Origin of the sequence: Nostoc punctiforme PCC 73102 (genome assembly GCF_000020025.1) — a bacterium.
Lineage (GTDB): Bacteria > Cyanobacteriota > Cyanobacteriia > Cyanobacteriales > Nostocaceae > Nostoc > Nostoc punctiforme.
In genome coordinates this window covers 2,050,867-2,063,187 of record NC_010628.1, presented here as the reverse complement: position 1 = coordinate 2,063,187, position 12,321 = coordinate 2,050,867, and the positions used below count along the sequence as shown (strand labels likewise).

17 protein-coding genes are annotated in these 12,321 nt (G+C 40.5%); 4 read left to right on the top strand and 13 right to left on the bottom strand.

Translation table 11 applies throughout. The annotated features are described in order from the left end of the window. Nucleotides 1–41: 41 nt before the first annotated feature. A complete protein-coding gene (locus NPUN_RS40480; protein WP_272913958.1) occupies nucleotides 42–179 on the bottom strand; it encodes a hypothetical protein in 138 nt (45 codons plus the stop codon). A gap of 63 nt (nucleotides 180–242) precedes the next feature. Continuing rightward, complete coding sequence (locus NPUN_RS08550) at nucleotides 243–659, bottom strand: ATP-binding protein (RefSeq protein WP_012408373.1); 417 nt, start codon at nucleotides 657–659, stop codon at nucleotides 243–245. A 259-nt stretch (nucleotides 660–918) separates the two neighbouring features. On the opposite strand from NPUN_RS08550, the gene NPUN_RS08545 reads away from it, so the two are divergent. Beyond that, a complete protein-coding gene (locus NPUN_RS08545; protein WP_012408372.1) occupies nucleotides 919–2,109 on the top strand; it encodes a SpoIIE family protein phosphatase in 1,191 nt (396 codons plus the stop codon). Nucleotides 2,110–2,152: 43 nt separating this feature from the next. Here NPUN_RS08545 and NPUN_RS08540 read toward each other — a convergent pair whose 3' ends face one another. After that, the gene (locus tag NPUN_RS08540; RefSeq protein ID WP_012408371.1) at nucleotides 2,153–2,479 is read right to left on the bottom strand and encodes an STAS domain-containing protein; all 327 of its coding nucleotides are present in this window, start codon (nucleotides 2,477–2,479) and stop codon (nucleotides 2,153–2,155) included. A 527-nt stretch (nucleotides 2,480–3,006) separates the two neighbouring features. Between NPUN_RS08540 and NPUN_RS08535 the strand changes: the two genes are divergently transcribed. After that, entirely contained in the window at nucleotides 3,007–3,345 is a 339-nt protein-coding gene (locus NPUN_RS08535) for a hypothetical protein (RefSeq protein ID WP_012408370.1), read from the top strand. Nucleotides 3,346–3,413: 68 nt separating this feature from the next. On the opposite strand, the gene NPUN_RS08530 is transcribed toward NPUN_RS08535, so the two are convergent. Further along, entirely contained in the window at nucleotides 3,414–3,776 is a 363-nt protein-coding gene (locus NPUN_RS08530) for an ArsR/SmtB family transcription factor (RefSeq protein ID WP_012408369.1), read from the bottom strand. Nucleotides 3,777–3,832: 56 nt separating this feature from the next. Next, on the bottom strand, nucleotides 3,833–3,967 hold the full coding sequence (locus tag NPUN_RS44050) for a hypothetical protein (protein WP_272913957.1): 135 nt from the start codon (nucleotides 3,965–3,967) through the stop codon (nucleotides 3,833–3,835). Between the two features lie 661 nt (nucleotides 3,968–4,628). Here NPUN_RS44050 and NPUN_RS08525 point away from each other — a divergent pair. Continuing rightward, entirely contained in the window at nucleotides 4,629–5,090 is a 462-nt protein-coding gene (locus NPUN_RS08525; RefSeq protein WP_012408368.1) for a response regulator, read from the top strand. A 323-nt stretch (nucleotides 5,091–5,413) separates the two neighbouring features. Then, entirely contained in the window at nucleotides 5,414–5,725 is a 312-nt protein-coding gene (locus NPUN_RS08520; protein ID WP_041565278.1) for a hypothetical protein, read from the top strand. Between the two features lie 76 nt (nucleotides 5,726–5,801). Here NPUN_RS08520 and NPUN_RS08515 read toward each other — a convergent pair whose 3' ends face one another. From NPUN_RS08515 to NPUN_RS42490, 8 genes are all read right to left on the bottom strand, one after another. Next, the gene (locus tag NPUN_RS08515; protein ID WP_012408366.1) at nucleotides 5,802–6,131 is read right to left on the bottom strand and encodes a hypothetical protein; all 330 of its coding nucleotides are present in this window, start codon (nucleotides 6,129–6,131) and stop codon (nucleotides 5,802–5,804) included. Continuing rightward, nucleotides 6,121–6,453 carry a hypothetical protein gene (locus NPUN_RS08510; protein WP_041565277.1) on the bottom strand — a complete coding sequence of 111 codons (333 nt, stop codon included), beginning with the start codon at nucleotides 6,451–6,453 and terminating at the stop codon, nucleotides 6,121–6,123. Before NPUN_RS08510 ends, NPUN_RS08515 begins: the two co-directional genes overlap by 11 nt. Next, nucleotides 6,453–6,704 (bottom strand): hypothetical protein, encoded by a 252-nt coding sequence (locus NPUN_RS08505; protein WP_012408365.1) that lies wholly within the window; start codon nucleotides 6,702–6,704, stop codon nucleotides 6,453–6,455. The genes NPUN_RS08510 and NPUN_RS08505 overlap by 1 nt, the downstream gene beginning before the upstream one ends. After that, complete coding sequence (locus tag NPUN_RS08500; RefSeq protein WP_012408364.1) at nucleotides 6,685–7,272, bottom strand: hypothetical protein; 588 nt, start codon at nucleotides 7,270–7,272, stop codon at nucleotides 6,685–6,687. Before NPUN_RS08500 ends, NPUN_RS08505 begins: the two co-directional genes overlap by 20 nt. Nucleotides 7,273–7,322: 50 nt before the next feature. Then, nucleotides 7,323–7,679 carry a hypothetical protein gene (locus NPUN_RS08495; protein WP_012408363.1) on the bottom strand — a complete coding sequence of 119 codons (357 nt, stop codon included), beginning with the start codon at nucleotides 7,677–7,679 and terminating at the stop codon, nucleotides 7,323–7,325. Nucleotides 7,680–7,876: 197 nt separating this feature from the next. Beyond that, nucleotides 7,877–8,521 (bottom strand): hypothetical protein, encoded by a 645-nt coding sequence (locus NPUN_RS08490; protein ID WP_012408362.1) that lies wholly within the window; start codon nucleotides 8,519–8,521, stop codon nucleotides 7,877–7,879. A gap of 1 nt (nucleotide 8,522) precedes the next feature. Then, nucleotides 8,523–9,404 (bottom strand): hypothetical protein, encoded by an 882-nt coding sequence (locus NPUN_RS08485; RefSeq protein WP_012408361.1) that lies wholly within the window; start codon nucleotides 9,402–9,404, stop codon nucleotides 8,523–8,525. Further along, nucleotides 9,401–12,316, bottom strand: a complete 2,916-nt coding sequence (locus NPUN_RS42490; protein ID WP_012408360.1) for a collagen-like protein — start codon at nucleotides 12,314–12,316, stop codon at nucleotides 9,401–9,403. Before NPUN_RS42490 ends, NPUN_RS08485 begins: the two co-directional genes overlap by 4 nt. Nucleotides 12,317–12,321: the final 5 nt, after the last annotated feature.

Below are 12,321 nucleotides of genomic sequence, written 5' to 3'. Positions count from 1 at the left end.
GGGTTTTAATCTAGTTCGTTTTTTATTTACATATTTTGATTTTATTGTGCCAATTTCCTTAGTTTTGGTGGTAAAAATACCACGTAAATTTCAAGCTTTAATTCTTTAAGGGCGACCGAATCGAATTGATAACTATTTGCATTGATTGGTGGAGATGCTTGTAAAAGTTGGTAAGACATTGAGTCTTTCTGTATGAATCAAATAGACCTGCTATAGCAGCTAGCAAAACTTAGATAAGAGGATTAATAGTATTTACTAATAAATAAACAGTAACGATTGTCTTCTGTTGGCTCATAACTCAATTTGTCGGCAATGGCAGACATAATTTTTAAACCCCGCCCGCGCTCTTGCTCATTCTCATCAAATTCAGATATTTGCCGCAATTGCTGCTCTAAGTCAAATGGTTCACCTTGAGACCAAATGCGAATTTCTATATATTTATTTACCCGTACAGCTTCTATTTCAATAGGAGTTTCAATCGGTAAGTTTTTGTGTGCATGTTCAACAATGTTAGTAAAGCCTTCCATCAAAAGTGTTTGACATTGCCACCAAACCTCTTTGTTAGGAATAGGCGGCTGATTCATCTGATCGAACCAAAATAATACTTGAGACGATGCTGTAAGGTCTGTGTTGACTTTTAGATAAATTTTATTTTTCACTTCTTAACCCATAAAATATTTTGAGACGATCCTATTCGTATTTAATTTATTTAATTTGAGTATTTTCACTATACATTTAAAACTAAATTGCATATAAGTTGAATTAGAGCAATTACTTCCTTTTAAGCGAAGCAGAATTCATTCTGAATTCTGACGGAAAGAGCGGATAGCAGAGCGTCAAGCCTGCGGGACGCTACGCTACACGTAGCCTATTCTGACTTCTAAATTCTTCTTCAATTTACTTAGTAAACTTTAATTTATGTTTAAAATTTTGGTTATTGATGATGACCCTATAGTGCGAACAGTACTGAAAAAAACACTCCAAAATCAAGGTTATGATACCAGTGTCGCCAAAAATGGCGAGGAAGGAATTAGACAAGCACAATTACTACGTCCTGCTCTGATTATCTGTGACTGGATGATGTCCCAGTTAGATGGGCTAGAAGTGTGTCGTCGAATTAGAACAGATCCAGAGTTGGCAACTACTTTTTTCATTCTATTGACGGCTAAGGGAGCAGCTCGAGGAGAGGAGGAAGATCGAGTTAGAGGACTTGACGCTGGAGCAGATGAGTTTATCTCTAAACCAATAGAGATGAATGAATTGAAAGCGCGGGTAAGAGCAGGACTAAGATTACACCAGTTAAATCAGGATTTACAAAGTCAAAAAGAAGTTTTAGAGACACTAAATCAAGATTTGCAAACCCAAAAGCAAATTTTGGAGGCAGAATTAGCTGAGGCTGCTGATTATGTGCGATCGCTCTTACCCTCACCGCTTGTAGGAGCAGTAACTACAGAAAATCTGTTTATTCCCTCAGCACAGCTAGGAGGTGATTGCTTTGACCATTATTGGATCGACGAGGATAATTTGGCAATTTATTTGTTGGATGTATCAGGTCATGGCGTGGGTTCAGCCCTCCTATCTGTATCCGTGCTGAATGTTTTGCGATCGCAATCTCTACCAAACACCAACTTTTGTCAACCCAGTGAAGTCCTGAAAGCGCTCAATCATGCCTTTCAAATGACGAAGCACGGTGATAAATACTTCACAATCTGGTATGGAGTTTATCACCGTCTGAAACGTCAACTTATTTATGCTAATGCCGGACATCCACCAGCTTTACTGTTATCAAATACCTCTACAACAAACATCCGAGTTAAACAGCTAAGTTCTTTGGATCTCCCAATTGGCTTTTTACCTGATGTCCAGTTTGAAGATGCTATTTTTCAGATTGAAGAGAACAGTTTTTTATACATTTTTAGTGATGGTGTTTATGAAATTAATCAGTCAGATGGTAAAACTTGGGGTATTGATGCTTTCATTGACTTACTAACTAAATATAGTCTAAAAGACCCCTGTGTTCTAAATGAACTATTGGCGAACATTCTTATCTTGAATTCTCAAGATAATCTTGATGATGACTTCTCTTTGGTAAAAGTTAACTTTGGTTAGTATAGTCAAGTGGGCAGATTCAAATTTAGGCTAGTCTAGGAACTTACTGTGTTGCCAATACTTGGCGATTGAATTCATCTTGGTCAGCGAAGGTTTGAAAAATTCTATCCATTTTAGTCAATTCAAACAACATTCTGACTTGATCGCTGATCGAACAAACAAAAAGTTTAGTATTAGCATTTCGTGCCATTTGCATTGCTGAGACTAAAGCACCTAAACCAGAGCTATCGATAAACTTTACTTCTTTCATATCAAGTAACAATATATCGGCTCCATTTGCCAGAATATCGCTAACTTCACGACGCAGCTCATTACCTCTAACACCATCTAAAATCCCAGATAATTCTAGTAATTTTACGTTAATGCTCATGGTTTTATCCTATTGTTTTACTACAAAAAATGTATTTATATTTTGGCATTGACCTAAGCTAAACGGCAATAGATATAGCAATAGTTTTGTGTTTTAGATAAATCCGCTTTAATTCGTGTTCGCGCAGTGTGGCGTAGCCATACTTACTTGTGTAGTGCGGCTTGGTAATTATTATTTGCTATTGCAGTAAATAATCTAGCCTCTATACATTAGCGAAAAATTTCAAAAGCTTTAAAGTAACTATATTTATAACCTAAATACCGTGCCCAAAAACGAGACATAAGCAGTGGTAATTTCGCCGCATTGCCACCCGACATGAAAAAATGCTGCAAATTATACAGCTAGGATTACGTTCTTCCTTAACGTTGGCACAGCGATTGCATTGTTTCTTTCTAGATGATCTGAAAATTCAGTTTCCGATTATAAATAACGATCGAGTTAGCAGCTCTGCGCTAAAGTAAAAATATTGGGATCAAAATCTCTGCCAGTAAGTTCAAACACCACTAATCTTTACCACTGCGGCGATAATGTCTCAAGAACATAACGAATCACTCCAAATTCAAGAGATCACCAAACTCAAACCGAAACACTTTGCTGATTTAGTCAGATCGGCACAATTGATTTTCGACCCCACAGCCGGAGTTTCTGGAAGACATATAACAGTTGACTGGGAACAATTCGGAATTCCCCATGATGTGGCAGACAATCTCAAATCACTTGGTCAGCAGTACCAATATGCATCTCCTCACATCCCGGTTGAAGTTATTTGGAGTAAATTAACTCCCGAAACTCGTATTTGGTTTGTTGAAAACAAAGATAAGTTGTGGCAGATTGAAGAAGCTTTCCCAGCCCTTGACGAAGATTAAAGGGAATATGAATCATTTGTAGGGGCATAACGATTATGCCCCTAACCACCAGCAGCTAGGGGTCTTTTTTAAAAAACTGCTGTTTTGCTTCGAAAGACTTTCAAGCTTTCAGCCTGCTGTTGCACGCGCTCACTAATGCGATCGCACGCTAACTCACAAAGCTCAAAAATCATTGGTTCGGCAATCTCGTAATAGGCACTCGTGCCTTTGGGCTGACGAGATAGAATCCCTGCTTGAGTTAACACTTTCAGATGCTTAGATAGATTTGCCTGACCTAAGCTAGTAACCTCGGCAATTTCCATCACATTCATTGGCCCTGATTTTAGACAGGCCAAAATCTGTAGCCGACTCGCCTCTGATAAAACCCTGAAGTAGTCAGCAACTGCCACGAGAACAGCTGGATCGGACTTGTGTGGCTTAGTTTTTGGCATAGGGAGATTTAATAGTCGGTATAATATTTTTTTAATAGCTAATTAGTTATTAAATTTCATAATAGCGTAGTTGAGTTATTGCTATAGCAATCCGCTTTGATTTTTGTTCGCCCAGCGTGGATAGCCATACTTCGGACTAGATTCATGGTACGTTCGGCGACAGTAATGGGTTTAGCCACTTTGCTACTCATTTGTTACTCAAAACGGTAGCCTTAAAGAAATACACTATATTTTGGCTATGTTGCCTAAACCCAAGAAATATTGGACACCCCAGCACTGGGCGAGTTGGAAGCCTTTCGGCATTGGCGAACAGTACCCTAACAACTACTGGGAGGTCTAGCTCCTATATGCAGTACCAATACTTTCAACGCTTTTTTTGATATCTGCTACTTGTTTGCTACTCAAAGCAGCTATTTTTAACCTTATCTTTGGCGATCCTCAACTGCGATCGCGCTACTCAAATGCTACTCATTTAGAGGAGTAGACTCTTAATCTATTGGTTGCGGGTTCAAATCCCTCGTCACCCACTACTCCAGCCCCCGGCTATTTGCCCTTGACTAATTCTTGACTAAATTGAGTTGGTGTTACGCTCCAAAAGCCCCAATTTTCAAGGGTAAACGCCACTAAAGCTTTGACTAATTTAAATAAAAACCCCTCTTCTCCTTAATAGTCCCGTGGAATGTCTAATTTGTCCATTGGACGCTTAAAATGTGACAAAAAAGTAAATTATGCAAACAAAACACTATTACAAACTTGTTTGATTTAAGATAAAAATGTCTAAAAGCAGATGGCAGCAACCATCTGCTCTTTAAGACTCCTAATTGTCATTACCAAGTAGGAGGTACATATATAGTGCTAAAAAGTTCTAACGATCTACATCCAAACAAAGATAGAAAACTTTTAGAAGAAATACCCCCAAAAAAACTACTATCTCTCAAAGGTTTAAAGGTACTTGCGGTAGATGACAATGAGGATTGTTTATGTATAATTGCGTTTGTTTTGGAAGATTACCAAGCACAAATTAAGAGAGCGCTATCAGCAGATGAAGCTATAGAAGCAGTAGTAGAATGGAAACCAGATATTTTGATCAGTGATATTGCGATGCCAGGCAAGGATGGTTATTCACTAATTCGCAGTATTAGAAAGAAAGAAATTTTAGAAGGTGGGTTTCTTCCAGCTGTGGCTCTTACGAGTTATTGGTGTCAAGATGAGTTAGATCAAGCAATGGATGCTGGGTTTCAAAAGCTTATCCGTAAGCCTTTTGAAGCGGACGAGCTAGTTGCAATTTTGATAAAGCTTACACAAGATACGTAGGCTTGATAAACTATGATCGCACCTCAAAAACGATATTGGTAAAAGCCCACAGCCCAGTGGACACCGATCAAAGTCCACTGGACTAATAAAATGTGACGAAATAGAGACTTTGTACCCTTTTTGTGGGAACAAAATTATGTTGAGGGGCCCACGGGCATGAGACGAAATGGAGATTATGCCCCCTGCCCCCAAAATTACTAGAGTGAATCCCCAGTAAGAATAAAAGGGTATCTGGGTACGTTAAGTCTGTACCTATTTACACCCAAATGAAAAAACTAATAAGGTTAACATTTGTAATCACACTATTAACAGGATGTAGCCCTTTGACTAATCCAGTATCTTCCAGCGGGCTAGATAACTACAAAGTTCAATGGACTGGAACTAATGGAAGCAAGCTATTTGGAAGCTATGTTATTGTTTCCAAAAATCCAAGTACACCTTCAAAGGTAGAAAAAATTACAGCCACACTCCCTTATACAGTTAACTTCTCTGCTCCAAAAAATGCCCTGATTTCTGCGGCAGGAGCAACAGGTAATCAGGGCGCGGTAGAAATCAAAATTCTAAAAAATGGTTCAGAGTGTGACCAAATATCTGTAGTTGGAAGCGGAGCTATGGCAAACAAAACTTGTCAATAGCATTAGAAAACAAACAATATATTAGTTATATCCCCTACAAGCTCGTATATAGGGGATTTGTAGTATTCTCCAAAAATCACTCTTGCTTCTTACGTAGTGTTGCGTCCGGGATTACACCATAACGAATTAAGTAGGATTTAATCTCTAAAACTTCTTTCATAAGATCCTCAAGGATTTCCTCAATCCCATCAAATCCATTAGCAATTCCCTCTGAGATTTGTTCTTGATTCCTCTTAAGGTGGTTGAAATCACGCTCTTCATTTAAGGCTTTTTCTGCCTGTTTTACAGCTTCTTGGGTTGCTTGTTGGCGTTCAAACTTTAACCTACCAGCCCACCACGCAACCCATCCAGATAAAGCACCGATAAAAGCTAGAATAAAACTTGCTACATTAGGGTCAAATTTCATTGTTCCAAATACTTACCTCAACAATCCATACCAAATTATTTATTTCTCTGGATTGACGCTTTTTAATTCCTATCCTGCGGTCAAAAAAACAGGCAGGAGAAATAAATTCTAAAATTACTAATTCATTTCTAGGGTATATTTTTTGAGGTTGGTAAATTTCTATTTGCTCATTAGTAAAAGCTGCTTGGCACACCAAACCAGACATAAAGCCGTGTGCAGTGCCAAGCAAGCTATGTTTAAGTCGAAAAAGATTACCATTGATAGGTGCAGTAAACTGCCAAGTATTAGTTACTTGAATAGCGCTAATTGTCTGCCACGGCATTATGTAAGCACCAAATCAGCTTCCCCTATTTGTTGTAGTCGTTCGTCATACTCTCCCCCATAAAGGTATTCTTCTAATTCTTCATCCGTCATTGGTTCAAGTACACCAGATCCAGCACGAGCGCAAAATGCAAAACCGTCTGGATCTTGTTGAGCTACTTGTCGCCAAAGGGGAGGGATTGAGGTTTGTAAAGTCCAGTCAAACTCCGGATCGCCGGGAAGAATAATTATCCTATTCTGGGAGCAAAGCATAATTTATGCCCCTAATGCTCCAGCCTTTTTCAACAGCCCCAGTGATAATACTTTGCTTTGGTTGAATAAAGGTACTAACAGTACCACTTGCATCTTTTTTAGATGCCCTTGGCGGTTTAGGAGTAGAACCCCAGATTAAATTTGCTGTATCCCCTGCGGCTTCTAATATTCCTAATTCCTCAGCATGAGATATTTCTGCTGCGGTAATATTCCAGGCATAATTGTAACCACCTGGCATCGGAACATAAACAGTTCTTGTTAACCCGGCTGTTTTAATACCGCGAATATTTGAACCTTTACTAGTTATTGTCCAACCAGCTTTTTGTAAGTTTTTCTCGCTGGCACTGGAACAAAAACTAGAAATATTTCCCGTAGCAATTAATTTACTAGCACGATTTGGCTTTGGTGAATTACAACCAAAAAATACACCAACTGCTCCAGCAAAAGTAGTTTGTCCTAACTCACTTTTGTATGTTTCGTGAAAACCTTCATTAATTTGAAAGCCATACTTCAAGCTTCCTTTAAAAATGACATAAGCTTGAACTTTATTCCCTCGTCTACGTACCATTTTGTTCTCCTAATTATTGTTCAAACCAACTAAACGTTTTTTCAAGTCAATTAAACGTTAGGAGAAGTAATTGTATTTTCATTGAGAGGAATCAAGAAAGTAGAGACATGAGTAACTGAAACTTTGCCGCTTATTGGCGGGCCATAACTGAAAGGAGGGTAAGAAGCCAATTGTTCACCAGTTGAAAGAGCAGCGTTAACTGTTGATTGAGCATTGCCAGCAGCAATACGAAGTTTATATAAAAGTTCCGCTACTCCTTCAACAGTTAGATCCGCAACGGTAACGCCGTTAACTACACTAATATCAACGTATAATTTCCCAGAAATTACAGTAAGAGCATTTGTCAATCCATTAGCAGCAAGGGCAGTCTCAAGCTCTTGAAAAGTTAGATCGGTTCTAGCTGTCATATCAGTAATTAATTTGTATTTCTTTTTACAAATTATGATATGTAGAAACTGAATGACAAGAGTAAATTTATAGGCAGATAAACCGCTTACTGCACAAGGATTATAAGCTATTAGGGATGTAACCACCCTATGGGTGGAAAATCTGACTAGTCCATTAAAACGTCTAGGTAAAAATGGTATGTAAATATTTGTTACATCTAACCCAGTGGTGATAAATCAGTTGGTTGTCGGTAAAGGTCAAGCCTGCGTCGTCTCCGTTTATAAGCTTGTTTTCCCCCAACAGGTACGCCTAAAATATCAGTTGGTTCAGTAACCAAGGTTGCATAACAAGGGTAAACGCGAGTTGCTATTTTAATCTGGTTGACATTAACCTTAATTTCTTCAGTCACACTGAGACGAATAATCTGAGCAGTTGAAAGGGTCACAAGCCGTTGCATTACTTCCTCAGCTTCTTCCTTTGATGCCGCATATACTGCCATCTGTCGGGCATTGTCTAAAAAAGCCGTACAGCGAAATTTGCCCCAAGTAAAAGCGCGGCATATTTCTTTTATTTGTTCGTATGTTAGCCCTTGTTTACAATCTGGAATACTGTAATCCACACTTTTAGGGTTAATCCCATTAATTCGCCAAGGTGGTTTTTCTACAGATTTAAAAAGTACCACAAGCTTCCGATCCATGTGCTTGGCTCGTGGTAAATCTTCGGTGGGCATCCCCACAATTTGCCCTACATCTTTATTCCAGATTTGGCGTTGAGCAGAAATAGCCTGAAGAATAGCTAGCTTTATATCTCGCTGCCTACCGAAAATTACAATATCACCTTGAGATTTTACTAATCCTGTCATGTTATGGATCTGGGTTAATACGTACAGCTTTTTGGTCGCCGTCGTTTACTTCGTGTCTTAAATCGTCCATTGCCCAAATATCATCTAATCCCATAGATAAGATATATCCCTGATCCCAAAACGCATTTTCTAACCCTCCAAGATATCCTTTAACAAACTCTTGAAGAACTTTTGGTTTAATACTTTGAATTCTTTTGTCAACTTCTGTTGCAAATGACCAACGTTCACCAGATTTTTCTACTGGTTCTAAACCGAATGCTTTTAAGCTACGAAGCGATAAAATTGATTGATAAAAAAGGTTTTGCGCTCCTAATTGACCAATTAATTGAATACCAAATTTAAATTGATTTTCAATATTTTTACCTGCTGTATGTTTGATGTCTCCTTTAATAACAGCAATTTTCTCTCTAGCAATCTCTACAGCTAATCTTGCTGGAATTATTGGGTAGCGGATGGGAACCCCATCGATAACTGCAACTGTTACCACACGAATAGATACATCACCTAATATATAGCCTGCAAGATTAGCTATCATCCCATTAATAGCTTCAATTTGACTTTTTAGTTGTTCATCTGACTGATTCCAATCAAAGTTATAAATTGTATAAGATGTCATTTGGCAGAATTGCCATAATGAAGTCCAACTAATTTGGATTCCTAAAGCATTAGCAATTGAGAGAGCGAAACCACCTAATCTTTTAAGTCCGCCTAACAATTTACCTAGTAAAGTTTTCCCATCACTTCCAGATGATTCAGCATACTGGCTAGAGAATGTACGCTTTTTGTACCAACGGTTTGCACCGTGATATTGAGTAGTTTGACCTACTTGCACATAATCTTTACCAGGTTCTAAATCAATGCTGCCATCTGGATTAATTTTCATGTTAGTTTGCTTAAGTGTTCTTGAACTCTAGCGGTAATGTCTTCAATGACAAGCTGAGGAATACCATCAATTTTCATGTCACCAGGTGGAGAATTAAGTAACTCTAAAAACTTCCTCCAATCATCAGCATTTTCTGTAAATTGGCCTAGTGCAGATTTAGCGATTATGCTCCCCATAACATCATCACCTGGAGCCGCAAAACCAGTTAGTGCAGCTTTAGTGATGCCAGCGCTAATTAGCAAGGTATTGAGTTTATGTTCTAGATGCCCGTTTCTGTGTGTGTAGGTAATTATTTGCTGATCTGATTCTTTAAGGAAGGCTTTGATATCTTGTTCACCTGGTGTAAATAGAGTTTTAACTGATTTAGGAACCTTGTTAAGCTGATATCCCAAATATTTAGCATTAGCAAAAGCTATGTCTTGAGTAATGAGTGATGAATTTTTTGTTGCTCCTACTTCAATTAAGGTTTTTACTCCTAACTGAGTATTAATTTCTAAATCATTATGCGTTAGCAAACTAATACCTGCTAATTCTGCTAGGGCATCACTCACATTGTCCATATAAATCTGTTTTTCTCCTTCCTCCGTATTAATAGTAATAGTAAGTGGGAATTCACCCATAAAAGCTTTGAATTGACCTAGCTGATAAGCATTAAAACTGACGCTATCAGATATTTTTTGATATTCTTGAGGTTGCCAATCTCTAATATTTAAAATATCCCCTGTTGCTGGATTACGAGTAATATTTGGCATCAGGCTAGGAGCCGCATTAATAGGTAATTTATGTAACCCCTCTCTACGCCACGTCACAGCTTGAAGGCTATAAAGCATTTGTGGCAAGTTCTGAACTTGAACTGTTTGAGGTGTAATATCAGCTTGAGGCGTTGCAGATTCTTGGTAACAACTTTTTATTTGTGATTTTATAGTTTGTTCTGGATTAAATCTTAGATTAAGATTTTCTCCTTCAAACCAGTCATTACCACCCATAATTCTGTAAGTCCTGCAAATTGTTTTGCTGACTGATTCTAATTGATTACTAACCTGCTGAATTTGTGCTTGTAATCCATACAGCCCCAAACCTCCATAAGGGTAAGTTTCAGTTTGATTAGTCACACAATTATGTGAGAATATTTCGCCTGCGATCGGAGGAAAGTTTGCTGCTATTCCAGCCGTTATTGCAGTAGTAATTTCTTCTGGTGTCACGTTTACTTCTCCTGGTGTCCCTGGTTCTCCTTGTGGGCCAGGCTCACCTTGCGGCCCTGGTTCTCCTGGAAGTCCTTGCAATGGAGGCAATGGGATTCCCGGTTCCCCTTGTGGCCCTGGCTCTCCCTGTGGGCCAGGTTCTCCTTGCGGCCCTGGCTCTCCTGGAAGTCCTTGCAATGGAGGCAATGGGATTCCCGGTTCCCCTTGTGGCCCTGGCTCTCCCTGTGGGCCAGGTTCTCCTTGCGGCCCTGGCTCTCCTGGAAGTCCTTGCAATGGAGGCAATGGAATTCCCGGTTCCCCTTGTGGCCCTGGCTCTCCCTGTGGGCCAGGTTCTCCCTGTGGGCCAGGTTCTCCTTGTGGTCCTGGCTCTCCTGGAAGTCCTTGCAATGGAGGCAATGGAATTCCCGGTTCCCCTTGTGGTCCTGGCTCTCCCTGTGGGCCAGGCTCACCTTGCGGCCCTGGTTCTCCTGGAAGTCCTTGCAATGGAGGCAATGGAATTCCCGGTTCCCCTTGTGGCCCTGGCTCTCCCTGTGCCCCTGGCTCACCTTGTGCCCCTGGCTCTCCTGGAAGTCCTGGAGGGCCTGGAATAATTGGTTTAGCAAGTGATGTTTCTGCTGTCGCTAACGCAAGTTCTGCTGTAGCGAGAGCGGCGGCGGCTTCCCCTTCAGCTACAGTGCCAAGTTGAAGCGCTGTCGCTGCTGTACCTTCGGCAAGTTCAGCAGCAGCAAGAGCGGCGGCGGCTTCCCCTTCGGCTACAGTTCCCAAATTGAGGGCCACTTTTACTTGTGGTTCTAAAAATGCAAGCTCCACCTGTTGAGCTTCTACTTGTGCTGCTATTGGCTGCAATTCAGCCATAGCTGTTTCAGCCGTAAATAAAGCAGTTGATGCCGTAGAGCCTGCTGCAATAGCTGTCTCTTCAGCAGTGCCAGCAAGAATTTGAGCAATTTCGGCAATTGATAAAGCTGATCCAGCCGTTCCTTCAGCTGCTACAGCCAAGCCTAATGCCGAATCTGCTGTTAAGTCTGCTTTTTGGGCCAGTGTTAATGCTGGTAACGCTGCTCCTAATGCAGAGTTAGCCGTCGCTTCAGCAGTTCCAGCTAAGGCTAGCGCAGTTCCAGCCGTACCTTCAGCAGTTCCAGCTAGGGCTAGCGCGGTTCCAGCCGTACCTTCAGCAGCTCCAGCTAGGGCTAAGGCACTTCCAGCAGTCGCCCCAATTCCCACAATTTCAGCTTCTAAAACGACTATTTCGCCTTGTGCAGCAGTAGCTAGGGCTAGGGCGCTTCCAGCAGTCGCCCCAATTCCCACAATTTCAGCTTCTAAAACAACGATCTCAGCCTGAAGACCAGCAGCCGATGCCACAGCAGCAGCGACTTCAGCCCCTAAAGCAGCGATCGCTGCAAACACACCTTCAAGTGCTGCGGCAATGAGCGGCGCGGCGGCAATGGCTACTAATCCAGCAATTGCCGCCCCAAAAGCAATTAATTTTGCTTCTAAATCGTGCAACTCGCTTTCAAGATTCCCAATTTGGATCGCGTCTTGGGCTATTTGACGGTAAACATCAGCCACTTGAGATTTTAAAGAATTAATTTGCGGCTGAACAATACCTAAAACTCGTTGCACAATTGCATCTTCATTAACTCCTTTAATATTTGCAACTGCTGCTTGCAACGCTGACAATTGGGAACTTATCTGAGAACAACAATCAGCCATAAATA